Here is a 23,907-nt window from a genome sequence, read left to right as displayed (position 1 = left end):
TGATTAAGGGGATTGTAGCTCTTCCAAAGTGTTAAAGTTGCGAAAAGCGGATTTTTGTTGGGAAAAATCCACCGCAACGGCACGTCGGTTGTTTAGAAAATGCAGCATACGCCGTTCGCCCCGGACGAGATATTCGGAAAGGGCGGTCAATAATTGACGGGAAATTAAACAAAAAGTGGGGTGAGCGCGTTCGCCGTCAGTCGCATAAGCGGCAAAAACATCGGATTTTTCCACCGCACTTTTTAATTTTTCCACTAAATTTAATGGTAAAAACGGGCAATCGCAAGGTACGAACAATACGTAATCCGTTTGAGCTTTTTTTAATCCTGTGAGCATACCGCTCAACGGTCCTTGATAATCTGCAAGTTCGTCACTGAAAATCGGCAAACCGAATTTCTTATAATCCGTTAAATTGCGGTTGGCATTGATAAGAATAGTGGAAATCTGAGGTTGTAAGCGTTCGATTACATGCTGAATCAGCGGTTTTCCATGAAATTTTTGTAAGCCTTTGTCCGCGCCGTTCATGCGTCTTGCCAAACCGCCCGCTAAAATCACCGCACTTATCGTTATCATTGTTTGTCATTCGCCTCTAATTCAAGTATTATGCACCACCGCTAGCTGTTTTGTTTATATTAAAGGAAATAATTATGAAATGTCATCGTCTGAATGAAGTTTTGGAACTTTTACAGCCATATTGGTCTAAAAAAGACCCGGAAATGAGTTTAATGCAGATTTTGCAAAGTATTGCGGATGAAGCGGGATTTGACAAGCCTTTAACGGAATTGTCGGACGAGGTCATTATTTATCAGTTAAAAATGCGTGATGCGGATAAACTGGAACCGATTCCCGGTATTAAAAAAGATTATGAAGACGATTTTAAAACCGCGTTACTTAAAGCACGCGGTATTATTAAATAAGGATATTTTCATGAAAAAAACGCTTTTTGCCTTAATTTCGGCGGTGGCAGTTGTTATGTCATTGAATGTGCAGGCTGCCGAATTAAAAGAAGGTGAACAATATGTTACGGTAGCACAAAATCCTTCGGCCCAACCGGAAGTGATTGAGTTTTTTTCGTTCTATTGCCAACATTGTTACAGCTTTGAAATGCAATACAAAATTCCTGAAAAAGTGAAAGCAGAATTGCCACAAGGCACAATATTTAAACAATATCACGTAGATTTTTTGGGCCATCAATCTGAGAATTTAACCCGCGCTTGGGCATTAGCGATGGCATTGGGCGTGGAAAGCAAAGTGAAACAGTCGTTATTCGAAAGTGCACAAGCAAATGCTTTGCGTTCAATGGACGATATTCGCCAAAAATTTATCGATAACGGGATTACGGCCGAACAGTTTGACGGCGGTATCAACAGTTTTGCCGTCAACGCGTTAGTGAAAAAGCAACAAAATCTGGCAGAGCAATTTAAAGTACAGGGCGTACCGGATTTCTACGTCAACGGTAAATATCGCGTGAATCCCGAAGGTTTGTCACACGATGATTTTGTCGGTGATTACATCAAAACAACAATCGAATTATTGAAAAAATAAGTGAGGAATAAAAATGACAGAAAGTTTTAGTGTAGAACGCCGCTTCTTCGACGATAAAAATTATCCGCGCGGTTTCGCACGTCACGGTGATTATACAATTAAAGAATCACAGGCGTTGGAGCAATACGGTCAAGCGTTTAAAGCGTTGGATCTCGGCGAACGCGAACCGAAAACCGATGAAGAAAAAGCATTCGCAGCATTCTGCAAAGGTGAACGTCAACCGGAAACTTTCTTTGAAAAAACCTGGGATAAATACCGCACCCATATAGGTAAGACAAAACGGGTTTATACCCTTTCGGGCGTTGTGGGCGACAACTTAGACGAAATGTCAAATGTAGATTAATTTATGCAGACCGAAAGGCTTGGGTGTTCCAAGCCTTTGTTTTATGGTAATTTATATTTTCAGATGGAAGGAGACAATGATGACTAATGAAAAATTTATCGGTTTGGGGGTTGCGGGTAATTTTGCCGGACATCTTGAACAGGCGGGTGAGGCGGCGGATTTTGTAAATGTTAAAACCCAAGAGGCCGTTCAGCCTAAAGCTATTTTCCCGTTTTACATTCCCTGTGAAAATTTGGACGAACTAACCCGATTTTTATCGGTATATCCTCTTTCTGCCGAAAGTTTAAGTTTCCCTAAGGATGCTGACAATCTGCAAATCGAACCGGAAATTGCGCTAATTTGTGATGTGGAATATTCCGATAAAAAAGTGACCGCACTTCATCCTACCCATTTTGCCGCCTATAACGACTGTTCGATCCGTCGTCCTAACGCCCGTAAAATTTCCGAAAAGAAAAATTGGGGTGAAAATTCAAAAGGCTTGTGTTCTACCAGAATAGCATTGGATAAATTTGCTGCCGGCGGTAACATCGATACCTATCATATTGCCTGTTTTCATAAACGTGACGGTAAATTGAACGAATACGGACAAGACAGCCAGGCTGTGGGTTACAGTTATTTTCATCAAAAATTATTGGATTGGATTATAGATCGCATGAATAACCAGCCCGATGAAGGTCCGATGAATGATATTGCCCGTTTGCTGCAACAGGCGGATTATCCGACTAAAGCGGTTATCAGTATCGGCGCTACCCGTTATACGCCGTTTGGCGAAAGCCATTTTCTACAAGTGGGCGATACCAGTATGGTTATTGTTTATAACGGCGAAAAATACAATCATAAACAGATTGTAGAAATGGCGGAAAAAGAACAGTTTCCATCGGATATTTCCGCATTGGTACAAAAAGTCGTATAAAACATCGATTTTTTTGACCGCACTTTTATCCTGTTCGTTTGTTTTACGGAGAAAATATGAGCTATAACATCGGTAAAGTGAATCCCCTCAATCATAAAGAGCTGGCGGAAATCGACCGGTTACTGGCGCAGCAAGGTATACGGCGGGATCAGAACCTGGATTATACCTGCGCCATGTATGATGAGGATGATAACATCATCGCCACCGGCAGTTTATTTGCCAATAGCTTGCGTTGTCTGGCGGTATCGGAAGATCATCAGGGCGAAGGATTGATGAATCAAATCGTTACCCATCTGATTAACGAACAGTTCGAACGCGGTCATTTTCATCTTTTTCTGTATACCAAAAGTTGTGCGGTTAAATTTTTCTCCGACTTAAGTTTTTATGAAATTGCCAAAATAGAGGGCAAAATTGCTTTTATGGAAAACCGTCGTAACGGCTTTGCGGATTATTTACAGAAACTCGTCGATGAATCTCCCGAACGACAGACCGAAAAACGGATTGCCGCCATTGTGATGAATGCTAATCCTTTTACTTTAGGTCATCAATATTTGGTGGAGAAAGCCGCTGCGGAAAATGACATTGTGCATTTATTTATGGTCAGCGAAGATCAAAGTCTGGTGCCTTTTGATGTACGCAGAAAGCTTATTTTGGAAGGCGTGGCGCATTTGCCGAATGTAGTCTGCCACGACAGCGGTTCCTATATTATCAGTTCCGCCACCTTTCCAAGTTATTTTCAGAAAGACGATGATGCGGTAATAGAAAGTAATGCGCTGGTGGATGTAAATATTTTCGTCAAAATTGCACGAAAATTAGGAATTAAACGCCGTTATGTAGGCGACGAGCCCTTCAGTCATGTCACGCATATTTATAATAAGATTATGCAACGACAACTACCCGAATACGATATTGAATGTATCGTATTGGAACGCAAAACCGTTAACGGACAGATCATCAGTGCCTCAGCCGTACGTCAGGCTATAAAGGATGAAGATTGGGACAAATTAAAAGTGATGCTGCCGGTTTCGAGTTTACGTTTTTTTGAAAGTAACGAAGCAAAGCCGATTATTAATAAAATTAAACAAACATCGGATGTTTCTCATTAATTAATGATGAAAATTAAATTTTTCTGCTATTTATCCGAATAATTTAAAAATTAAGTTTATTTTGACCGCACTTTTTTAAATTATAGAAATACGCATAAAAACAAAAAAGCACAAAAACTTGTTATAGATCAAAAAATAATTGGCATAAAGCCTGTATTGTTAGATTAACTCTTATAGAGATATATATGAGTTAAGCAATGAAACAATTTTACCGATGGAGTTTTTTATGACCCCAAGTGCAATTACCCTTTGCTTCCTTGTTTTTGCGATCATCATGTTCGCATGGGAAAAATTACCCCTTGCCGTGACAGCGATGGTTGTCAGTGTCGGTTTAGCGCTAACGGGCGTTTTATCTGCTAAAGACGCATTTATGGGGTTTGTAGATACCAACGTGATTTTATTCGTTGCTATGTTCGTTATAGGCGGAGCGCTGTTTGAAACCGGTATGGCGAATAAAATAGGCGGTGTTGTCAGCCGTTTTGCTACCAGCGAACGTAAGTTAATGGTGGTGTTGATGGTGATTACCGGCGTAATGTCGGGTGTGTTATCCAATACCGGTACGGCGGCAATTCTGATTCCTGTTATTTTGGGCATTTCGGCAAAATCGGATTTCGCCCGTTCTCGTTTATTGATGCCGATGGCATTCGCTTCCACTTTAGGCGGGAATCTTTCTCTTATCGGTTCACCGAATAATTTGGTTGTACAAGGCGTTCTATCTCAATCCGGCGATAAATTCGGCTTTTTTGAATATGCTGAAATAGGGGTACCTATCTTGATCATAGGTATTATCTTTTTTGTCTTGATAGGTTATCGCTTACTGCCGACTCAATTAAATTTACACGTAGAACAGGAAGATTATCAGGCATTTCATAATCATCACAACCATATTCCAAAATGGAAACAGTGGCTTTCGCTGGCGGTATTGATTGCCACCTTATTGGCCATGGTATTCGAAGACTTTATCGGTATTAAACTGTATTTATCCGCTTGTGTCGGCGCTTTGATTCTGGTTATTATGCGCGTAATTACGGAAAAACAGGCTTATCAGGCAATTGACAGTCAGGTTGTATTTTTGTTTGCCGGTACTTTGGCGTTAGCCAATGCATTACAAACTACGGGTGCCGGAGCTCAGATTGCGCACACTATTCTGGGTTGGTTAGGGGCACAGCCGAACTCCTATTTGCTGTTGTTCACTATTTTGGTGTTAAGTTGCGTATTAACTAATTTTATGTCCAATACGGCGACAGCAGCATTGCTTGCACCAATCGGGCTTTCTATCGCCCATTCTTTAGGCGCGGATCCTAAGGCGGTGTTGATGGCAGTTGTTGTGGGGTCATCTTGCGCTTTTGCGACACCGATTGCCACACCGGCAAATACCATGATTCTTTCGGTGGGTCATTACCGTTTTGCGGATTATGCCAAAGCCGGTGTTCCGCTGATTGTTGTGACTATCGCCGCAGCAATGATTTTATTGCCGATTTTATTCCCATTTTTTCCGTCCTAAATTTGAATATTAAAAGGCGCGAGGTTTATCGCGCCTTTTAGCCTTTTAGGATGAAAGATGAAAACTTTAAGAATTTGATCTGAATCACAGCATTTCTACTCAATAAGGATTAAAATAACCGGATTGATATTTCTTTGTTAACAAAAAAGGACTACCCAATGACTCCAGCAGAACTCTTTGGTGAAGGGATTAACCTGATGCTTTCAGGTATGGGTTTCGTTATTACGTTTTTGCTCATTTTAATTTGGGCAATCACTACGATGTCAAAACTCATTAACCGCTTTTTCCCCGAACCCGTTAAACAATCTAAACCTTCGCAAAAACCGACCGCACTTTCCGCTGCGGTACAAGGAAATGATTTAGATCGTTTACGTCCCGTTATCGTGGCGGCTATCGCCCATCATCGCCGTTCTCAAGGCTTAAATTAAATGTAGAAGGATTTTTATTATGGCTAAAAAAATTAAAGTTACCGAATTAGTACTTCGTGATGCTCATCAATCTCTTTTCGCAACACGTTTACGCCTTGACGATATGTTGCCTATCGCAGCGGAATTAGACGATATCGGCTACTGGTCATTGGAAGCCTGGGGCGGTGCGACATTCGATAGCTGTATTCGTTTTTTAGGCGAGGACCCTTGGGTACGTTTGCGCGAGCTGAAAAAAGCCTGCCCGAAAACTCCGTTGCAAATGTTATTGCGCGGACAAAACTTATTAGGCTACCGTCATTATGCCGATGACGTGGTGGAGCGTTTTGTTGAACGTTGCGTGGCAAACGGTATGGATGTTTTCCGTGTATTTGATGCGCTAAACGATCCGCGAAATATGAAAGCCGCATTACAAGCAGTGAAAAAACAGGGCGGTCACGCACAAGGTACATTAAGTTATACCACCAGCCCGGTTCACACATTACAAACTTGGTTAGACACTACTGAACAATTATTGGAAATCGGCGTGGACAGCCTGGTTATTAAAGATATGTCAGGCATTTTAAACCCAATGGCTGCGGCCGAACTTGTAGGCGAAATCAAAAAACGTTTTGATATCGAATTACATTTACACTGCCACGCTACGACCGGTATGTCCGAAATGGCGTTGCTGAAAGCTATTGAAGCAGGTGTCGACGGGGTAGATACGGCGATTTCTTCAATGTCCGGTACTTACGGTCATCCGGCAACGGAAGCGATTGTGGCAACCTTGCAAGGCACAGCATTCGATACCGGATTAGACATTCCTCGTTTGGAGAAAATTGCCGCCTATTTCCGTGACGTACGTAAAAAATACGCAAAATTCGAAGGTCAGTTACGTGGTGTGGACAGCCGTATTTTAGTGGCGCAAGTGCCGGGCGGTATGTTAACCAATCTTGAAAATCAACTCAAACAACAAAATGCGTCGGATAAACTGGACAAAGTATTAGAAGAAATCCCACTCGTGCGTAAAGATTTGGGTTATATTCCGTTGGTTACACCGACTTCGCAAATTGTAGGTACACAAGCTGTTATTAACGTGTTAATGGGTGAACGTTACAAAACCATCGCCAAAGAAACCGCCGGCGTATTGAAAGGCGAATACGGTAAAACTCCGGCACCGGTTAATGCCGAATTACAAGCGCGTGTATTAGAAGGTGGGGAACCGATGACCGACCGTCCTGCAGATCACCTTGAACCGGAAATGGCTAACATCGAAGCGGACGTTATTGCACAAGCAAAAGAAAAAGGTGTGGCTTTATCAGAAAATTCCGTAGATGATGCGTTAATTGTGGCTTTATTCCCGCAAATTGCTTGGAAATTCTTGGAAAACCGTAATAATCCGGCAGCCTTTGAACCGGCACCTACCGCAGAAAGTGCCGCGGAAAAACCGCAGGAAAAAGCGGCACCGAAAGCCCAATCCGGTTCGGCCGTCTATACCGTTGAAGTGGAAGGTAAAGCCTTCGTAGTGAAAGTCAGCGAAGGCGGTGATATTTCGGCTATCGCACCGGCAACCGCTCCTGCTGCGGCTGCGCAAGCTGCTCCGGCCGCAGCACCGGCTCCCGCACCTTCAGCGGGCGGCGTGCAGGTTACCGCACCGATGGCGGGCAACATCTGGAAAGTGATTGCAACCGAAGGTCAAACTGTTGCGGAAGGAGACGTTCTGTTTATTCTCGAAGCAATGAAGATGGAAACCGAAGTTAAAGCGGCGCAAGCCGGTACGGTTCGCAATATCCAAGTGAAAGCGGGTGACAGCGTATCCGTCGGCGACGTTGTGATGACCTTGGCATAAGGAGCAAATAATGGATAGTATTATTGCATTAATCCAAGGTACGGGAATAATGCACATGGAATGGGGGCAAGCCGTAATGATTGCCATCAGTGTGCTGTTATTATGGTTGGCCATATCGAAGAAATTCGAACCGTTGTTGTTGTTACCTATCGGTTTCGGCGGATTGTTATCCAATATTCCGGAAGCCGGTTTGGCTATGACCGCATTGGAAAATCTGTTGCATTTGGGTTCGCCCGAACAAATCGGTATGATTGCCGCAAAACTGGGGGTGGCGGCTGATCCCGCCGCCATCAAATCGGCACTTTCTTCGGTACCGGCTTCAACGGTTAACCAGCTTGAAACCATGTCAATGGATATGGGTTATTCCGCCGGGATATTGGCTTTATTCTACAAAGTCGCTATCAGTTACGGCGTGGCTCCGCTCATTATTTTTATGGGGGTTGGGGCGATGACCGACTTCGGCCCGTTATTAGCTAATCCAAAAACCCTGTTGTTAGGTGCGGCAGCGCAATTCGGTATTTTTGCTACTGTATTGGGTGCTTTAACGCTGAACTATTTCGGTATTATCGAGTTTACTCTACCGCAAGCGGCATCTATCGGGATTATCGGTGGTGCGGACGGTCCGACCGCTATTTACCTGACCAGTAAACTGGCGCCGGAATTGCTGGGTGCAATCGCAGTGGCGGCTTATTCCTATATGGCGTTGGTTCCGCTTATTCAGCCGCCGATTATGAAAGCTTTAACGACGGAAGAAGAACGTAAAATCCGCATGACTCAATTACGTAGCGTTAGTAACCGGGAGAAAATTATTTTCCCGATCATCTTATTATTACTCGTCGCTTTATTACTTCCGGATGCGGCACCGTTGTTGGGGATGTTCTGTTTCGGTAACTTAATGAAAGTGAGCGGTGTGGTTGATCGCTTAAGCGATACGACCCAAAATGCGTTAATTAATATCGTTACGATAATTTTAGGATTATCGGTCGGTTCAAAACTGATTGCCGACAAATTCCTGCAACCGCAAACTCTGGGTATTTTGTTATTAGGCGTGGTGGCTTTCTGTATCGGTACGGGATGCGGCGTGTTAATGGCTAAATTGATGAATAAATTAAGTAAGACCAAAGTCAATCCGCTTATTGGTGCTGCCGGCGTATCAGCCGTACCAATGGCTGCCCGGGTCGCCAATAAAGTCGGGTTAGAAGCGGACAGCCAAAACTTTCTACTTATGCATGCCATGGGGCCGAATGTTGCCGGTGTTATCGGTTCCGCTATTGCCGCGGGTATTATGTTGAAATATGTTTCGGCATTTATTATGTAAGATAAAAAACGCGTAAATTCCGACCGCACTTTTGGGGGCAGATCAAAGTGCGGTCGTTTTTTTTACGTGTTTTAGCTTAAATAGTCGTTATTTTGTTTTTTGATATGTGCTAGCTGTCACTTATTTAGCACAAGAACAGCCGATTAATTTTACGAGAAAGCAAGTCGTGTAAATTAAGTATAAAAAACGATAGCGAAAACGACCGCACTTTAACGGGGAGTCTGCAAAGTGAAACCTTACAGGCTTGGTTAGTGTGAACGTAACCGTTGCAAAAACGCTTTGGTGCGCTCGTGTCGGGGATTATCGAATAATTGCTGCGGCGAACCCTGTTCTACGATCACACCGTCGTCCATCACAATCACCAAGTCCGCCACATCCAATGCGAATTTAATTTCATGAGTCACTACCACCATCGTCCAGCCTTCTTTGGCAAGAGATTTCATCGTGTCCAGCACATCCTGCACTAATTCCGGGTCAAGGGCGGAAGTCGGTTCATCAAACAACATGAGTTCCGGCTGCAATGCCAACGCGCGGGCGATGCCGACTCGTTGCTGCTGACCGCCCGAAAGCTGAAACGGGTACAAATCCGCTTTATCGGAAAGTCCGACTTTGTTGAGTAATTCCGATGCTTCCTGACGTGTCTGCTGCACCGATTTTCCCTGCACCTGAACCGGACCTTCCATCACGTTTTCCAATGCGGTTTTGTGAGGAAACAGATTGTAATTCTGGAAAACCATACCGGATTTACGGCGCAGAGCAAGAATGTCTTTTTTTGACGGTTTTGCTGCGAAATTTACCGATAACGGATTGGCATTATCAAATTCAATCGTACCCTGTTCAGGCATTTCCAACGCGTTTAAGCAGCGTAAAAAGGTGGTTTTGCCCGAACCGGAAGGACCGAGAATCACGACTACCTCGCCTTTGGTAATGTCTAAATCAATGCCGCGTAAAATGGTATTATCACCGAAAGATTTATGAATATTTCTGATTTTAATCATATTTTCTCCGTGACATCAGCGGGCGACATAACGCGCCATACGTTTTTCGAGGCGAGCCTGAATGAAAAACAAAATCCAGCAGAAACACCAGTAAACCAAACCTGCTTCAATATAAACCGGCAGGAAATCGTAAGACATATTTGCCATTTGCTGTGCTACGCGAAACATTTCCGTTACGGTGACAACGGAGGCCAGCGAGGTGTCTTTAAATAAACCGATAAAAGTATTGCTTAACGGCGGTACGGCGACACGGAACGCCTGCGGGGCGATAATGCGTCGAAAGGTTTGCATATAATTCATACCGATGGTATAGCCCGCTTCCCATTGTCCTTTCGGCACGGAAGAAATGGCGGCGCGCACGGTTTCCGAAGCATAAGCACCGATATTCAGTGAAAAACCGATAATTGCCGCCGGAATGGGATCGATAAAAATGCCGATTGCCGGCAAACCGTAAAATACTACGGAAATCTGCACCAACATCGGCGTGCCGCGGATAATGGAGATATAGATTTTCACCAATGCCAAAGTTATGCGGTGTAACACGCCGGTCACCGGCGTAATACGGATTAACGCCACGCCTACGGCAATAATCATGCCGATAATAAAAGACGCAATCGCCAACGGAATGGACACCAGAACGGCGGCTTCAACCATCGGCCGAAAAGCATTAATGACCAAGTCCGCACGGGACTCGGTCATAAAAGGCAGAGAAAGAAGAAGATTATTTAACACTGATATCTTTTCCGAAGAATTGTTCACCTAATTTTTTCAATGTACCGTCTTGTTGTAATTCAACGATGGCAGCGCTGATTTTGGCTAAGGCTTCGTCGTTACCTTTATTTACGATTAAACCGGAACCTAATTTTTCTTCAGCCGGCGCTTCCCACGGGGTTTTTAAACCGGCGTTCGGATTTTTCTTCAAATAGTCTAAAATTGCCAAACTGTCATTTAAGGTTAGATCCGCGCGTTTTTGCTGCACCACCAGTAAGGATTGCGCTAAACCGTCAACCGGTACTATTTGCGCCTGTTTTTCACGGGCAAGTTCGCCGTAGTTGCTGGTTAAAGACTGTGCCGCTTTACGGCCTTTAATATCCTCTAAAGTTTTAATGCTGTCGTCATCGGCACGTACCGCCATCATAGCGCCGGACCAACTGTAAGCTTCGGATTTATCGAATATGGCCCGACGTTCCGGTGTCGTTAACGCCACTTGGTTTGCCACCATGTCGAAACGACCGGCTTTTAATCCCGCCATCATAGAATCCCAGACAGTTTCTTTGAAATCCACTTTCACCCCTAATTTTTCCGCCACGGCGCGGGTGACTTCCACGTCGTAGCCGGTTAATTTGCCGCTGGCATCGTGATAGGTAAAAGGTGCGTAGGTGCCTTCCGTACCTACGGAAATGGTGCCTTTATTATTGATGCGGTCAAGTAAACTGTCCGCCGCCGCGACCTGGGTTGCGGTTGCTAATGCCAGCGCGGAGGCGGCCAATAATGTTAATTTCTTAAACATAGAACTTTCCTTTTAATAACGTTGAAATAAAATTTGCCGGCATTCTAATAGAATTCAGCAGGATTGCGAAATAAAAAAACGTCATATCTTATAACAAAAGCGCGGTTATTTTTTCACCTGTTTTTGACTTTTACAAAAGCAGTCGTTGAGATGATCATCCACTAATCCCATGGATTGCATAAAGGCGTAACAGGTGGTTTCGCCTACAAACACAAAGCCTTTTTTCTTCAACGCTTTCGACATCGCTTTAGAGGTTTCGGTTTTTGCCGGCACGTCGCTTAAATCCGGCACGTCGTTGATTTGTGGCTGATGATTGACAAAAGACCAAATAAAATCGCTGAAATTCTGACCGCACTTTTCCATTGCCAGATAGGCGCGGGCGTTTTTCACAATGGCTTCCAGTTTCGCCCGATGGCGGATGAGCCCGGCGTTCTGCATTAAGTTATCGATATCTTCCGCCGTCATTTGTGCGATTTTTTCCGGCTCAAACCGATAAAACGCAGCGCGGTACGCTTCCCGTTTTTTCAGCACGGTAATCCAGGAAAGTCCGGCTTGCTGCCCTTCCAGACAGATTTTTTCGAACAGTTTTCGGCTGTCGAATTGCGGTTTTCCCCATTCGTTATCGTGGTAATCCACGTAAATCCGGTTGTGGCCCGCCCAACTGCAACGCTTCATATTCATTTTTCTCCGGCAGAAAAAAATCGGCGAAAAACCGCCGATTAGAAAATATACGATTAATAGTAAGAATGTTCACCGCGCTGGTGTTCGGTGATGTCTTTCGCTCCCTTGAGTTCGCCGTTGAACATTTCCACCAGTTGTTTTTCTACTCCGTCTTTCAAGGTCACGTCCACCATCGAACAGCCGTTACAACCGCCGCCGAATTGCAGCACCGCGTAACCGTCGTCGGTAATTTCGATTAAGGTAATGCGACCGCCGTGGCTGGCCAGTTGCGGATTAATTTGTGTTTGAATTACGTAATCCACCCGCTCGATTAACGGTGCGTCGTCCGCCACTTTACGCATTTTGGCATTCGGTGCTTTCAAGGTTAATTGAGTACCCAGTTCTTCCGTGACATAATCGATTTCGGCGTCTTCCAGAAACGGATAGCTGATATCATCGATAAAGGCGGAAAATCCGTTAAATTTCAATTCGCTATCGTTTTCTTCCACATTGCTCGGCGGACAGTAAGAAACACCGCATTCCGCATTGGGCGTACCCGGATTGACAACAAAAATTCGAATGTTGGTACCTTCTTCTTGGCTTTCCAATAATTTGCGGAAGTGGGCTTGGGCCGCGTCTGAAATTTTAATATGTTCCATAAATATTCCTGATTTTTATCTGAGTTTTACGGTCGGAAATAATACGCTGATAGCGACGTTTATGCAAATTTTCACACTCATTCTTTAGCGTTTTACCTGCTATAATTGTAATAAATTGAACCTATCAGCGGGAATATGTTGGAAAAATACGACATTTTTTGACCGCACTTTAATGGAAAATCATGGCTAAATCGAATTACATTACCCGCCAGGGCTGGAATGCTTTGGATCAGGAATTGAAATTTTTATGGAAAGAGGAACGCCCGAAAGTGACTCAGGCGGTTTCTGATGCCGCGGCATTAGGGGATCGCAGTGAAAATGCGGAATATATTTACGGCAAACGCCGCTTGCGTGAGATCGATCGTCGCGTCCGTTTTCTGATGAAACGGTTGGAAGTGCTGCAAATTGTGGATTATCACAGCCGGCAGGAAGGCAAAGTATTCTTCGGCGCCTGGGTGGAACTGGAAAACGAAGACGGCGAAGCGAAACAATACCGCATTGTGGGGTGTGACGAATTTGATCCGGCGAAAAACTGGATTTCCGTGGATTCTCCCGTCGCCCGCGCTTTAATCGGCAAAACGGTAGACGACGAAGTGCGGGTGGAGACCCCCGCCGGTAAGGTGACGCTGTATATCAATGAAATTTGGTATGAAAAATAGTTATTCGAATACCGACAATAAATCTAACGGATAAGATTCGCCTTTCTGATAATCCTGAATCGCCTGAATCACCAACGGATTGCGTTCGCATTGTTGCGGTTGGGCAATGTAATGGTTAAATTCTTCCAATGTTAACCATAAGGCACGGGTAATATCGCTGTCGTGAGGCGTGGTCGCCGGCCGGTGGTCCAATTCCAGCGCGAACACGAAACGCAGGTAATCGGTTTGGCTGCGCGGTGCGTGCCACTGGTAAATTTTAATCAGTTTCTGCATATCGGCGCGAATGCCCGTTTCTTCGTAAAGTTCACGGCTTGCTCCCTGTAAAATGGTTTCGTCTTTTTCCAGGTGTCCCGCCGGTTGATTTAAGGTGCGCTTTCCGTGTTCGATTTCTTCTACGAACAAAAATTTGTCTTTGCAATGTACGACGCATGCCATAGTAATATTGGGTTTATGCATAATTTTCCTTTTAAACGGCTTTTCAACTTGAATCGTTGGGAATTTTGAGCTAGAGTTGAATTCTTTTCGGAAGGTCGTCGTCTCCGGTGAGGCGGCAGGATTTCAAATCCTGTTGAGGACGCCAGCGTTCTTGGGTGGGTTCGACTCCCATGACCTTCCGCCAAATCGCTTTTCCGGCTTCATTTTGTTATGCCTTCCGCTACATTTCAAGTATTTTGTGATCCCTATTCCGGTTTCATGATTATTTTTATCCGCTTTCTTGCTTTTCCGTTAAATTGTTCGAAAGTGCAGTCAAAATCGGGATATTTTTTTATGAATTTATTGGGATTTCGTTGTGTGCTGTGCGGCGGGCGTCTGGCATTGGCGCGTCACGGTTTGTGCAGTCGTTGTAATCGCTTGATTGAACGTTTCCCTTATTGCGGAAGCTGCGGGGCGCCGTTGGCGGTAAATGCCCGGCATTGCGGACGCTGTTTGCGTCATGAACCCGGCTGGGATCGGTTAGTGGTGATCGGGCGTTACGCCGAACCTTTATCCGTTCTGATTCACCGCTTTAAATTTCAGCATCAATTCTGGCTGGATCGCACCTTGGCGCGCCTGATGTTACTGGCGATTATTCGGGCTAAACGAGAGCACGGCTTGTCTTTACCGGAAGCGATTTTACCCGTACCCTTACACCATTTTCGCCAATGGCGGCGGGGTTACAATCAAACCGCGTTACTCGCTCGTTATTTGTCCAGATGGTTGGATATTCCTTGTGATTTACGCCGGATTGAGCGGATAAAACGGACGCCTAGTCAACGCGGATTAACCGCCGCAGCGCGCCGTTCCAATTTGAAAAACGCCTTTCGGGTGAATAGCGCCGTGCCGTATCGTTCGGTGGCCTTGCTGGATGATGTGATTACCACAGGGTCTACCTTAAATGAAATTTCCCGACAACTGCGCAAACAAGGCGTGCAGCATATTCAGGCATGGGGGGTGGCACGGGTTTGATTTTTTCTTTAGCCGGGATGAGTTTTTACTGTCCGCTGCGCGAATCGGTATTAAAAATTGTGGTTTTTGCGACCGCAGTTCTTTCTGTTGCCGGTAAAATTCGTTACAATTCTTGGCCTTAAAAGAAGGAAAAAAACATGGATTTTTTACATGAAATGCCGGATGTGTTGTTATCGTCTACACATTTTGTCATTTTGTTAAAACTGTTTATTGCGCTGCTGTTAGGCGCAATTATCGGTTTGGAGCGAGAACTGAAAAGAAAACCCGTCGGTGTGAAAACCTGCGCAATTATTGCCATTACCACCTGTATTTTAACGGTGGTCTCTATTCAGTCGGCGGAATATTATGCGCAGATTTCGGAAAATATCCGTACCGACCCTATGCGTTTGGCCGCTCAGGTGGTGAGCGGTATCGGTTTTCTGGGGGCCGGCGTGATTTTGCGTAAAAGTAATGATGCCATTTCGGGATTAACTACGGCGGCAATTATTTGGGCGGCGGCGGGCATCGGTATTGCCTCGGGCGCCGGTTTCTTCTTTGACGCCATTATGGCGACGGCGATGATTCTGGTGGCTATTCGTTTAAGTCCGATTGTGCAGCGTTTTGTTCACAGCCGTCAGAAAATAAAAGAGAAGAAAGCGATAATTCGGGTTTATGTGCCGCAGATTTCGGCCATGACCTACGTAACGGATTTATTGCTGGTAAATAATTTTCCTTTCGATAATTTCACTATGAAAGAACAAGGCAACGGCGAAATCAAATTATCTTACCGTTATAGCCCGCTGACGGCGGAAACTCTTGAACGGATTTATTCGCTACTGAAACAACAGGCACAGGTGTTGCGGGTGGAAGTGGAAAATTAGAGGATAAAAAATATTGCTTTTTGCGCTTAATCGCCGGTTGGCGATTGTTCGTCCCTTCGGAGCCGTGGGGGGAGCCGACGTTCAAAAAACTTAGCTTTTGCGACCGCACTTTTATGGATTCTGCTGAAATTTTGTGAAGTGCGGTCAGTTTTTCTGCGGTTTTCGGTTGCGCAGATTATTGCCGTCCTCCGGATGCAAACAGGCCATAATGCATGCCAACCCAACGGCAAACAGGGATGAAACCAGAAACGTGTGACTGAATGCGGAAGCTAAATCGTCCGTTTGCCCGAAATGTTCGCGAAACAGGGCGAGTATCACGGAAGAAATCGCAATTCCCACACCGATTCCCAGTTGTTGCATCATACTTAAAACGGTGGAACCGGAACCCGCCAGATGATCCGGCAAATCACACACCGTTAGCGTGTTTACCGCCGTAAACATCAGCGACATACAACAGCCGTACCACATCATAATCGGCACATACAGCCACAACGGTGTGTCCTGCGTGAACCGGGACATAGCGGCAATCGCCGCCGCCATCAGTATGGCGTTAACCACTAAACTATTGCGGTAACCGAACCGATAGAGAATTTTGGTGGCAAAGGATTTTGCCAGAATCGAACTGATAGCGATAGGCGCCAGCATAAAGCCGGCGGTTTGCGCATCAAAATTGAACGCAACCTGCCACATTAACGGCAACAGGAAGGGAACGCCGGAACCGGAAATACGAATAAACAGATTGCCGAGAATACCCAGATTGAATGTTCGGAATCGCAATAAAGACAAAGGAATCAGCGGGTTATTTACCCGTAAGGCGTACAGACCGTATGAAGCAAGTAAGAGTGCGCCGATGCTGATCAGCGTTATCGCTTTGCTTTTATTTGCCAGATTTTCGGCGATCACATCCAGTCCGTAAGTCGTCGTTACTAATCCCGCGGCAAACAACAGAAATCCTAACCAATCCAGTTTCCCGACATTGCCGTAATTGTTGGTCATGTATTTTCCTACCACCGTCATCCCGATTATACCGATGGGAATATTAATCAGAAAAATCCACGGCCAACTGGTGTGGGTGACAATCCAGCCGCCGAGAATCGGCCCTAATACCGGTCCGATTAAGCCCGCCATCGCCATTAAATTCCATGCTACGATAAGCTGGCTTTTCGCCACATTGCGGATAATGGCTAAGCGTGCTACGGGCAGCATTAACGCGCCGCCTACGCCTTGTAAGATGCGCGAAGCCACTAATGTGTCCAAGTCGGCGGAAAGTGCGCAAGCTAAAGAACCGAGAGTGAAAATGAATACCGCACCACGAAAGGTAAACAATGTGCCGAAACGGTCGGCAATCCAACCGCTTAAAGGAATGACCGCCGCCACGGTAAGGGCGTAGCTGATGATTGCCAGTTCCATTTCCAGCGGTGATTGATGCAGGCTGCGGGAAATGGCGGGCAACGCCGTATTTAAAATCGTAGCGTCGAGGGATTGCATAAACAGCGCCATAGCGGCAATCCACGCAAGCGAGCGATAATCCTGCGACGGTGTTTGTGTTTTTTCATGGGCGCTGTTCATGGTTATTTCTGTTGTTGGTAATAAGCAAAAATAAAGGCGGCGATTTGTGAAATCTCGTTAATATTTAACCGCACTTTATCGGTATTTAACGGATAATCCGTGGCGATGGCTAGCACCTTTTCATCAATTTCCGGCAAGGGCTTCGTCATGGCTTTGCGATGAAGCAGAATTTTCGGAATCGGTTCCTGTTTGAACCCTTCCACTAACACGAGATCCGTCAGATTCGGATCAAACTGCGCCGTCAGATAATCCAGCGAAACCGGCGCGTGCGGGGTTTCCGTCATTAACGCCCAACGGTTGTCGCACGCCATAATTACTTGGCCGGCGCCCGCTTCTTTCATGCGCCAACTGTCTTTGCCTTCTTTATCTACCGTGGCATTGTGATGGCTGTGTTTGATTACTGCGACGCGCACCCCAAGTGCGGTCAATTCCGGTACGATTTTTTCTAATAAAGTGGTTTTGCCGCTGCCGCTGTAACCGGTAATGCCCAGAATCGGAATCATTGCGGATTTTCCTCTTTCAGATTTTCGGCGACATAAGCTTGTAATTTTGCGATTTCACGTTTGGCCTTGTCGGATAAGACTTTGTTGTCCCGTAACATTTGTTCGCTTCGCGCCCGAATATAACGTAAATAATCCGGGTTTTGAGTGGTTTCAAACTGTTGTCGGGACAAATACATTTCGTGAAAGTCTTTATTCGCCTGCGCCAACAGCATTTTCTGCCCCATCAGCACAAACAGCGCCAACACCAAAGCAATAATGGAACCGTACTGCGTTACATACCATAGTAATCCTGCGATAATTAAAAGTGCGGTCACTAACGGCGATGAATTTTTTACGTAAGTTTCGCTCGGCGGCGGCTGGATGAGATCTTTGAGTTTCATGATGATCCTTTTAAAAAAAACGATGAAAAAATCGACCGCACTTTAGGCTTAAATAAAAACAGGGCAGTCAGAAGACTGCCCTGAATTATATCATGTTCCGGATATGTTAGGCCAAAATACCTAACCAGTAGCCTAAAATTCCCACACCGAATAAAGCGAAGATGATGTACATAGCGTTGACTTTTTTGCGTAACAACCACATACAGACGAAGGTCAGTAATAATGCCGCCAAACCAGGGAGTAGCTCGTCTAACACGCTTTGAACCGTGGTGACCACCTCTTCTCCTATGGCGTTTTTATAGCGTGAAAGTTCAAGCGGGATATTAATGCTCGTCCATTTCGACACCAGCGAGCCCATCACGAACAGACCGAGAATGGATGCCCCTTGAGTCACTTTCTGTAAACGACCGCCGCTCATATCGGACACGATTTCCGTCCCTTTGGTATAACCGTATTTAAAGCCGTACCAACGAGTTAACGCACGGAAAATATTGATACCGATAAAAAACAGAAGCGGACCGAGAATGCTGCCGCTGATAGCAAGACCGGCGCCCAATGCGGCTAACACCGGACGTAAGGTTCCCCAGAAAATCGGGTCGCCCACACCGGCTAACGGCCCCATAAGACCGACTTTTACCCCGCTGATTGCGGCGTCGTCGATATCCGCACCGTTGGCGCGTTCCTGTTCCATAGCCGCCGTTACGCCCATGATGGCGGAACCGATCCAAGGTTGGGTATTGAAGAATTCCAAGTGGCGCTTTAAAGCGGCGGCTTGATCTTCTTTATCACTGTAAAGACGTTTGATCGCCGGGATCATGGATACGCAAAAACCCATGGATTGCATACGTTCAAAGTTGAAAGAACCTAAAAGGAATGTTGAACGCCAGTAAGTTGAGCGAATATCGCGCGCAGTTAATTGTTTTTTCTCAGACATTTTCGTATTCCTTCTTATAGACCTTCAAGTTCGTCGTCCGCAAGTTCGCGTTTGGCATTGCCGACTTGTCCTGCGGATTGGTTAAATTGCGGATTTAATTGGATGTAGATTAAGGCTAAACACGCCCCCAAGAACCCCAAACCGACTAAGTTGTAGTTCGAGAAAGAGGCGATAACGAAGCCCATGAAGAAGAACGGCATTAACGCACCGGCACGCATCATATTGATAACCATGGCGTAACCGACAACTACGATAAATCCGCCGGCGATTTGTAAACCGCGGGTGACTACTTCAGGGATGGCGTTTAACGCTTCGGTTACGGTGTCCGTACCGGCAACCAATGCGACGAAGAATGTCGGAATGGCAACGCGTAACGCCTGTAAACTCAGACCGGCAAAGTGACAAAACTCAATGCCGCGGAAGTTGGCTTGTTCCGCATAATCATCGGCTTTGTGTTGCAGGAAAATGGTTAAAGTACGCACGAAGATAGTTAATACCTGACCTGCCGCCGCAACCGGAATGGCCACTGCGATAGCGGTTGCTTTATCCTGACCGCCTTTGATGACCAGAATGGCGGCGATAACGGAGGCTAACGCGGCGTCCGGTGCCATTGCCGCACCGACATTCATCCAGCCTAACGCCAACATTTCCAGCATACCGCCGACAATTATGCCGGATTGTAAGTCGCCTAATACCAAACCGATTAAGGTACAGGCAACTAACGGACGGTGGGTTTGACGTTCATCAAGTACGGAACCCATACCGCAAACAGCGGCGACGAGGGTTACTAAAATAATTTCTAATGTAGTCATAATGTTTTCCTGAATCAGAATTGAATTGCATCAAGTTTTTCTTGAGTGAGCGGTTCTTTACGGTTCGCGGCGACCTGCTGAAGCGACATATCCACGCCGAGTTCCAATAATTTTTTGAATGCCGCCACGTCGTCTTTGTTTACGGCAACTGCTTGTGAAATCAGTTTGTCACCTTCTCGATAAGTCATACCGCCTACGTTGACCGAGTTGATTTTCACACCGCCTTCGATTAAGCGCACAATATCTGCCGGATTGGTGACCAACCAAATGATGTTTTTGCCGGCATATTTCGGGTTGTGCCATACTTTGATGGCTTTCTCAACTGTAATGACATAACCTTTCAAATGAGACGGGACGATTTGAAGCAGTAATTCGCGACGAATATCATCTTTTGCCACTCCGTCGTTGATAGCGAAGATTGCCTCGCATTTTACGGCTTTAGCCCAAGAAGTCATGACTTGTCCGTGGATTAAACGGCTGTCGATGCGTAGCAATGAGATGTTCATATTGCCTTTTAAATTCGGATCGCGCGGTTCGGACGGAACCGGTGCTGCCGGTTTTTCTTCTGCTTTTACCGCAGGCCCGGCTTTCGGTTCCGGATTACGGAAGGATTTCACCGCTAGCATACCGACTTCTTTTGCCGTTTCGACCAATTCGTCTAAAGACGCGCTGTCTTTGGCATCCAATGTTTCCAGTAACATCGGCAGGCTGATACCGGTGACGATATCGGTATTTTCACGGTTGGTGGCGATGCGGGCTGCGGCGTTATAAGGGCTGCCGCCGAATAAGTCCACCATAAACAAGACAGGTTCGTTTTCAGGCAAAGTCTCGATGATTACGTTGTATTTTGCAACTAAGTCGTCACCGCCTTCGCCAGGTAAGAATGTGACAACATGGGTATTTTCATCTTCACCGAAAACCATTGCTGCAGAGTTTACGATTTCTTCTGAAAATTTACCGTGTGTCGCAACGATAAGATGAGTCATTTCAGATCTCCGTTTGTAATTAAAATTTATAATTGTCACGTTTCAGCACTTCGTCAAATAATAATGCAAACGGTTGCTGATTCCGGCAAGTCTAAACGGCAAGTAAAAATAGTCAAATTTTTTTTGCTTAAAATATGATCTTGATCACACAAAAGGAGTAGAAAAAAGTGCGGTCGGAATTTTAACCATTTTTTTCTGAAAAAACATGCCGGTTTTCGACCGCGCTTTTATTCGGCAAATGCCATAATTTCTTCATAAACGAAAGATAATTGAGTGACACCCTGGCGATCAGTGAAATGCTTGTAACCTTGCATAGTGACGTATTTTGCTTGCAGATTTACGGCCAGTTGTTCGCTGAAAGCGGGATTCACGATATCATCGTCCAGCGAGGCGATAACGGTACGTTGCGGGATATGCCGAATAAGCGCATTATAATCCGGTTTTTGTGCAGCGAAAGCGTTCAGTTCGGGCAGATTCGGTAGCGATTGATCAAATCCCGCCACTAAAATTAATCCGCTCACAGGCTGCGCTTGCTGTGCGAGAAAGTGTAACGTAGCAATGCAACCCAAACTGTGTCCGATAAAAATATCCTGTGGATACAGCTGAGGAATATGAGTCCGATGGTGTGTCAGCCAAGCGGTGGGATTCGGTTTATCGGCATCTGGCATATCGAAAACCGTCACGGAAAATCCTTCATTTTCTAACCGCACTTTTAGCCAGGGAAACCAATGTTTTTGCGAGTTTGCCGTGTAACCGTGAGTGATGAAAACGCGTTTTTGCATGATGTCTTCCGATGTGAAATAAAGCTATTTTAGCATAGTATGCTCAGAACGGCGTGATGCGACGGACGTCGAGTTTTATGCGGAATTTCCGCGTAACAGTCGAGCTTAAACCTTTTTGCTGACCAGTTTTTTATTGACTGATCGGATTTTTCCTTTATATTTTCTTATTCAATATCTTGACTTAATCTTTACTTATAACAACAAAGGGGTGTCAGAATGTCGAATTCTACACGTGAAACATTTTCCGGGCGTCGCGCTTTTATTATGGCGGCAATCGGCTCCGCCGTCGGGTTGGGAAACATTTGGCGTTTCCCTTATACGACTTATGAAAACGGTGGCGGCGCATTTATTATTCCTTATATTGTGGCGTTATTAACTGCCGGTATTCCGCTTTTATTCTTGGATTACGCTATCGGACACCGTCATCGCGGAGGTGCGCCGTTGTCTTACCGCCGCTTCAATAAACATTTTGAAACTTTCGGCTGGTGGCAAGTGATGGTGAATGTCATTATCGGTTTGTATTATGCGGTGGTTCTCGGTTGGGCGGCGACTTATACCTATTTTTCCTTTACCGGTGCATGGGGCAATGATCCCGTTCAGTTTTTTGTCAGCGAATATTTAAAAGTCGGCGATATTAATCAAGGTGTGAGCTTCGAGTTTGTGGGCATTGTTATCGGGCCGCTGATTGCGGTTTGGTTGGCCGCCTTGGGCGTGTTGGCTTTAGGCGTTCAAAAAGGGATTTCGAAATCCGCCAACATTATTATGCCTGTATTAGTGGTGATGTTCATTTTGCTTGTGGCATCTTCTCTTTTCCTGCCGGGCGCGACAAAAGGACTAAATGCTCTGTTTACGCCGGATTGGGATAAATTGTCCGATCCGAGTGTTTGGATCGCGGCGTACGGGCAAATTTTCTTCTCGTTATCTATTTGTTTCGGAATTATGATTACTTACGCTTCATATTTAAAGAAAGAATCTGATTTAACCGGCACCGGTTTAGTGGTAGGTTTTGCTAATTCCAGCTTTGAACTGTTGGCGGGAATCGGTGTATTTGCCGCGCTCGGTTTTATGGCCTCGGCACACGGACAGGAAGTGAGCGAAGTAGCGAAGGGGGGGATCGGTTTAGCCTTTTTTGCTTTTCCGACCATTATTAACGAAGCACCGTTCGGTGAAGTTATCGGCGTGTTATTCTTCGGTTCGTTAACTTTTGCGGCATTAACGTCATTCATTTCCGTTATTGAAGTGATTATTTCCGCCGTACAGGATAAATTACGCCTTCGTCGCTCGAAAGTCACTTTCCTGGTGGGGTTGCCGATGATGATGGTTTCCGTAATTTTATTCGGCTCGACTACAGGTTTACCGATGCTAGATGTAATGGATAAGTTTGTGAACTATTTCGGTATTGTTGCGGTAGCATTCGTTTCATTGATGGTTATTGTGGCGGATGAAAAACTCGGTGTACTCGGTCAGCACATCAACGAAACATCGTCTTTTAAAGTGGGGTTCGTTTGGCGTTTATGTATTGTGGTAACAACCGGGATTCTCGCTTTTATGTTGTTCAGCGAGGGAGCAAAAGTCTTTACGGAAGGCTATGAAGGATATCCTGATTGGTTTATTAATATCTTCGGCTGGGGCATGGCGATAACGTTGCTCGTGGTGGCCTTCTTGCTTTCCCGTTTAAAATGGAAAAATGAAGTAGTAACAGAATATAAGGAGGAACGGTGATGAATACCAGTGCAATCATAATGATGGTGGTGGCGCTTGCTATCATTTGGGGCGGATTAACCATTTCAATTATTAAGATGCCGAAAGAGTAAAAGAAAGCGAAAACCGACCGCACTTTTGTGATTGCACAAAGTGCGGTCAATTTTTGCAGAATTTTTAACGGTTTTGACTAATTTGTAAACGAACGAAAAATATTTTGAACTTTTTGCTAAAAACCCCTTGCAAAGGATTCTAAAAGCCCTATAATACGCCCCACACAACGACGCGCCGTTGTGAAGAAGTCAAATCAAGCGGTGCGTCGTTGTTTTTTGCTCTTTAACAATTTATCAGACAATCTGTGTGGGCACCGGAAAGATTCGTTTAGAAAAAATAAATGAAGACTTAAGGTGCTGACCGAAGTTAATACATTAATGAATGTCAGTATATTGAGCGAAAAAACTTT

General features: G+C 45.3%; 28 protein-coding genes and 1 tRNA gene. 15 read left to right on the top strand and 14 right to left on the bottom strand.

The features are described 5' to 3' along the window. Nucleotides 1-3: 3 nt before the first annotated feature. Entirely contained in the window at nucleotides 4-573 is a 570-nt protein-coding gene (gene mobA / locus ASUC_RS01635; RefSeq protein WP_011978963.1) for a molybdenum cofactor guanylyltransferase MobA, read from the bottom strand. 74 nt (nucleotides 574-647) lie between these two features. Between mobA and ASUC_RS01630 the strand changes: the two genes are divergently transcribed. The 9 genes from ASUC_RS01630 (at nucleotide 648) to ASUC_RS01590 (ending at nucleotide 8,985) form a co-directional block, all read left to right on the top strand. Continuing rightward, nucleotides 648-917, top strand: coding sequence for a YihD family protein (locus ASUC_RS01630; protein ID WP_011978962.1), 270 nt, complete (start codon nucleotides 648-650; stop codon nucleotides 915-917). Nucleotides 918-927: 10 nt separating this feature from the next. Further along, complete coding sequence (gene dsbA, locus ASUC_RS01625; protein WP_011978961.1) at nucleotides 928-1,545, top strand: thiol:disulfide interchange protein DsbA; 618 nt, start codon at nucleotides 928-930, stop codon at nucleotides 1,543-1,545. Between the two features lie 13 nt (nucleotides 1,546-1,558). After that, entirely contained in the window at nucleotides 1,559-1,888 is a 330-nt protein-coding gene (locus ASUC_RS01620; protein ID WP_011978960.1) for a DUF413 domain-containing protein, read from the top strand. Between the two features lie 79 nt (nucleotides 1,889-1,967). Further along, nucleotides 1,968-2,801, top strand: coding sequence for a DUF5718 family protein (locus ASUC_RS01615; protein WP_011978959.1), 834 nt, complete (start codon nucleotides 1,968-1,970; stop codon nucleotides 2,799-2,801). Between the two features lie 56 nt (nucleotides 2,802-2,857). Further along, nucleotides 2,858-3,907 carry a [citrate (pro-3S)-lyase] ligase gene (gene citC / locus ASUC_RS01610; RefSeq protein WP_011978958.1) on the top strand — a complete coding sequence of 350 codons (1,050 nt, stop codon included), beginning with the start codon at nucleotides 2,858-2,860 and terminating at the stop codon, nucleotides 3,905-3,907. 226 nt (nucleotides 3,908-4,133) lie between these two features. Further along, nucleotides 4,134-5,411 (top strand): SLC13 family permease, encoded by a 1,278-nt coding sequence (locus ASUC_RS01605; protein ID WP_011978957.1) that lies wholly within the window; start codon nucleotides 4,134-4,136, stop codon nucleotides 5,409-5,411. A gap of 158 nt (nucleotides 5,412-5,569) precedes the next feature. Beyond that, entirely contained in the window at nucleotides 5,570-5,839 is a 270-nt protein-coding gene (locus ASUC_RS01600) for an oxaloacetate decarboxylase subunit gamma (protein ID WP_011978956.1), read from the top strand. A gap of 19 nt (nucleotides 5,840-5,858) precedes the next feature. Continuing rightward, nucleotides 5,859-7,667 carry a sodium-extruding oxaloacetate decarboxylase subunit alpha gene (gene oadA, locus ASUC_RS01595; protein WP_011978955.1) on the top strand — a complete coding sequence of 603 codons (1,809 nt, stop codon included), beginning with the start codon at nucleotides 5,859-5,861 and terminating at the stop codon, nucleotides 7,665-7,667. Nucleotides 7,668-7,677: 10 nt separating this feature from the next. Further along, a complete protein-coding gene (locus ASUC_RS01590; RefSeq protein WP_011978954.1) occupies nucleotides 7,678-8,985 on the top strand; it encodes a sodium ion-translocating decarboxylase subunit beta in 1,308 nt (435 codons plus the stop codon). 248 nt (nucleotides 8,986-9,233) lie between these two features. On the opposite strand, the gene ASUC_RS01585 is transcribed toward ASUC_RS01590, so the two are convergent. From ASUC_RS01585 to nfuA, 5 genes are all read right to left on the bottom strand, one after another. Next, nucleotides 9,234-9,983 (bottom strand): amino acid ABC transporter ATP-binding protein, encoded by a 750-nt coding sequence (locus ASUC_RS01585; RefSeq protein WP_011978953.1) that lies wholly within the window; start codon nucleotides 9,981-9,983, stop codon nucleotides 9,234-9,236. 15 nt (nucleotides 9,984-9,998) lie between these two features. Further along, nucleotides 9,999-10,715 carry an amino acid ABC transporter permease gene (locus ASUC_RS01580; protein ID WP_011978952.1) on the bottom strand — a complete coding sequence of 239 codons (717 nt, stop codon included), beginning with the start codon at nucleotides 10,713-10,715 and terminating at the stop codon, nucleotides 9,999-10,001. Further along, complete coding sequence (locus ASUC_RS01575) at nucleotides 10,705-11,493, bottom strand: amino acid ABC transporter substrate-binding protein (RefSeq protein ID WP_011978951.1); 789 nt, start codon at nucleotides 11,491-11,493, stop codon at nucleotides 10,705-10,707. Before ASUC_RS01575 ends, ASUC_RS01580 begins: the two co-directional genes overlap by 11 nt. A gap of 105 nt (nucleotides 11,494-11,598) precedes the next feature. Further along, nucleotides 11,599-12,174, bottom strand: coding sequence for a DNA-3-methyladenine glycosylase I (locus ASUC_RS01570; protein WP_011978950.1), 576 nt, complete (start codon nucleotides 12,172-12,174; stop codon nucleotides 11,599-11,601). A 53-nt stretch (nucleotides 12,175-12,227) separates the two neighbouring features. Next, nucleotides 12,228-12,812 (bottom strand): Fe-S biogenesis protein NfuA, encoded by a 585-nt coding sequence (gene nfuA, locus ASUC_RS01565; protein WP_011978949.1) that lies wholly within the window; start codon nucleotides 12,810-12,812, stop codon nucleotides 12,228-12,230. Nucleotides 12,813-12,994: 182 nt separating this feature from the next. Between nfuA and greB the strand changes: the two genes are divergently transcribed. After that, entirely contained in the window at nucleotides 12,995-13,471 is a 477-nt protein-coding gene (gene greB / locus ASUC_RS01560; RefSeq protein ID WP_011978948.1) for a transcription elongation factor GreB, read from the top strand. On the opposite strand, the gene ASUC_RS01555 is transcribed toward greB, so the two are convergent. Continuing rightward, nucleotides 13,472-13,927, bottom strand: coding sequence for an NUDIX hydrolase (locus ASUC_RS01555; protein ID WP_011978947.1), 456 nt, complete (start codon nucleotides 13,925-13,927; stop codon nucleotides 13,472-13,474). It abuts the gene before it with no gap. Nucleotides 13,928-13,995: 68 nt separating this feature from the next. On the opposite strand from ASUC_RS01555, the gene ASUC_RS11220 reads away from it, so the two are divergent. From ASUC_RS11220 to ASUC_RS01545, 3 genes are all read left to right on the top strand, one after another. Beyond that, a tRNA-Sec gene (locus ASUC_RS11220) sits at nucleotides 13,996-14,090 on the top strand. Nucleotides 14,091-14,239: 149 nt separating this feature from the next. After that, entirely contained in the window at nucleotides 14,240-14,917 is a 678-nt protein-coding gene (locus tag ASUC_RS01550) for a DNA utilization protein GntX (RefSeq protein WP_011978946.1), read from the top strand. A gap of 137 nt (nucleotides 14,918-15,054) precedes the next feature. Then, the gene (locus ASUC_RS01545; RefSeq protein WP_011978945.1) at nucleotides 15,055-15,777 is read left to right on the top strand and encodes an MgtC/SapB family protein; all 723 of its coding nucleotides are present in this window, start codon (nucleotides 15,055-15,057) and stop codon (nucleotides 15,775-15,777) included. 144 nt (nucleotides 15,778-15,921) lie between these two features. Here ASUC_RS01545 and ASUC_RS01540 read toward each other — a convergent pair whose 3' ends face one another. The 7 genes from ASUC_RS01540 to ASUC_RS01510 form a co-directional block, all read right to left on the bottom strand. Next, entirely contained in the window at nucleotides 15,922-17,346 is a 1,425-nt protein-coding gene (locus ASUC_RS01540) for a DHA2 family efflux MFS transporter permease subunit (protein WP_011978944.1), read from the bottom strand. Between the two features lie 2 nt (nucleotides 17,347-17,348). Further along, nucleotides 17,349-17,849, bottom strand: a complete 501-nt coding sequence (gene mobB / locus ASUC_RS01535; RefSeq protein ID WP_011978943.1) for a molybdopterin-guanine dinucleotide biosynthesis protein B — start codon at nucleotides 17,847-17,849, stop codon at nucleotides 17,349-17,351. After that, nucleotides 17,846-18,229, bottom strand: a complete 384-nt coding sequence (locus ASUC_RS01530; protein ID WP_011978942.1) for a hypothetical protein — start codon at nucleotides 18,227-18,229, stop codon at nucleotides 17,846-17,848. The genes mobB and ASUC_RS01530 overlap by 4 nt, the downstream gene beginning before the upstream one ends. A gap of 106 nt (nucleotides 18,230-18,335) precedes the next feature. Further along, a complete protein-coding gene (manZ, locus tag ASUC_RS01525) occupies nucleotides 18,336-19,163 on the bottom strand; it encodes a PTS mannose transporter subunit IID (protein ID WP_011978941.1) in 828 nt (275 codons plus the stop codon). 14 nt (nucleotides 19,164-19,177) lie between these two features. Then, nucleotides 19,178-19,975 carry a PTS mannose/fructose/sorbose transporter subunit IIC gene (locus tag ASUC_RS01520; protein WP_011978940.1) on the bottom strand — a complete coding sequence of 266 codons (798 nt, stop codon included), beginning with the start codon at nucleotides 19,973-19,975 and terminating at the stop codon, nucleotides 19,178-19,180. Nucleotides 19,976-19,989: 14 nt separating this feature from the next. Beyond that, nucleotides 19,990-20,961 carry a mannose/fructose/sorbose PTS transporter subunit IIA gene (locus tag ASUC_RS01515; protein WP_011978939.1) on the bottom strand — a complete coding sequence of 324 codons (972 nt, stop codon included), beginning with the start codon at nucleotides 20,959-20,961 and terminating at the stop codon, nucleotides 19,990-19,992. Nucleotides 20,962-21,188: 227 nt separating this feature from the next. Continuing rightward, nucleotides 21,189-21,743 carry an RBBP9/YdeN family alpha/beta hydrolase gene (locus tag ASUC_RS01510; protein WP_011978938.1) on the bottom strand — a complete coding sequence of 185 codons (555 nt, stop codon included), beginning with the start codon at nucleotides 21,741-21,743 and terminating at the stop codon, nucleotides 21,189-21,191. A gap of 216 nt (nucleotides 21,744-21,959) precedes the next feature. Between ASUC_RS01510 and ASUC_RS01505 the strand changes: the two genes are divergently transcribed. Beyond that, nucleotides 21,960-23,465, top strand: coding sequence for a sodium-dependent transporter (locus ASUC_RS01505; protein WP_011978937.1), 1,506 nt, complete (start codon nucleotides 21,960-21,962; stop codon nucleotides 23,463-23,465). Beyond that, a complete protein-coding gene (locus ASUC_RS11065; RefSeq protein WP_041834591.1) occupies nucleotides 23,465-23,557 on the top strand; it encodes a methionine/alanine import family NSS transporter small subunit in 93 nt (30 codons plus the stop codon). Before ASUC_RS01505 ends, ASUC_RS11065 begins: the two co-directional genes overlap by 1 nt. Nucleotides 23,558-23,907 lie beyond the last annotated feature (350 nt).

It is taken from the genome of Actinobacillus succinogenes 130Z, from assembly GCF_000017245.1.
In the GTDB taxonomy this organism is placed as follows: domain Bacteria; phylum Pseudomonadota; class Gammaproteobacteria; order Enterobacterales; family Pasteurellaceae; genus Exercitatus; species Exercitatus succinogenes.
Note: the sequence above shows the minus strand (reverse complement) of the source record. Positions and strands in the feature narration are given on the sequence as shown.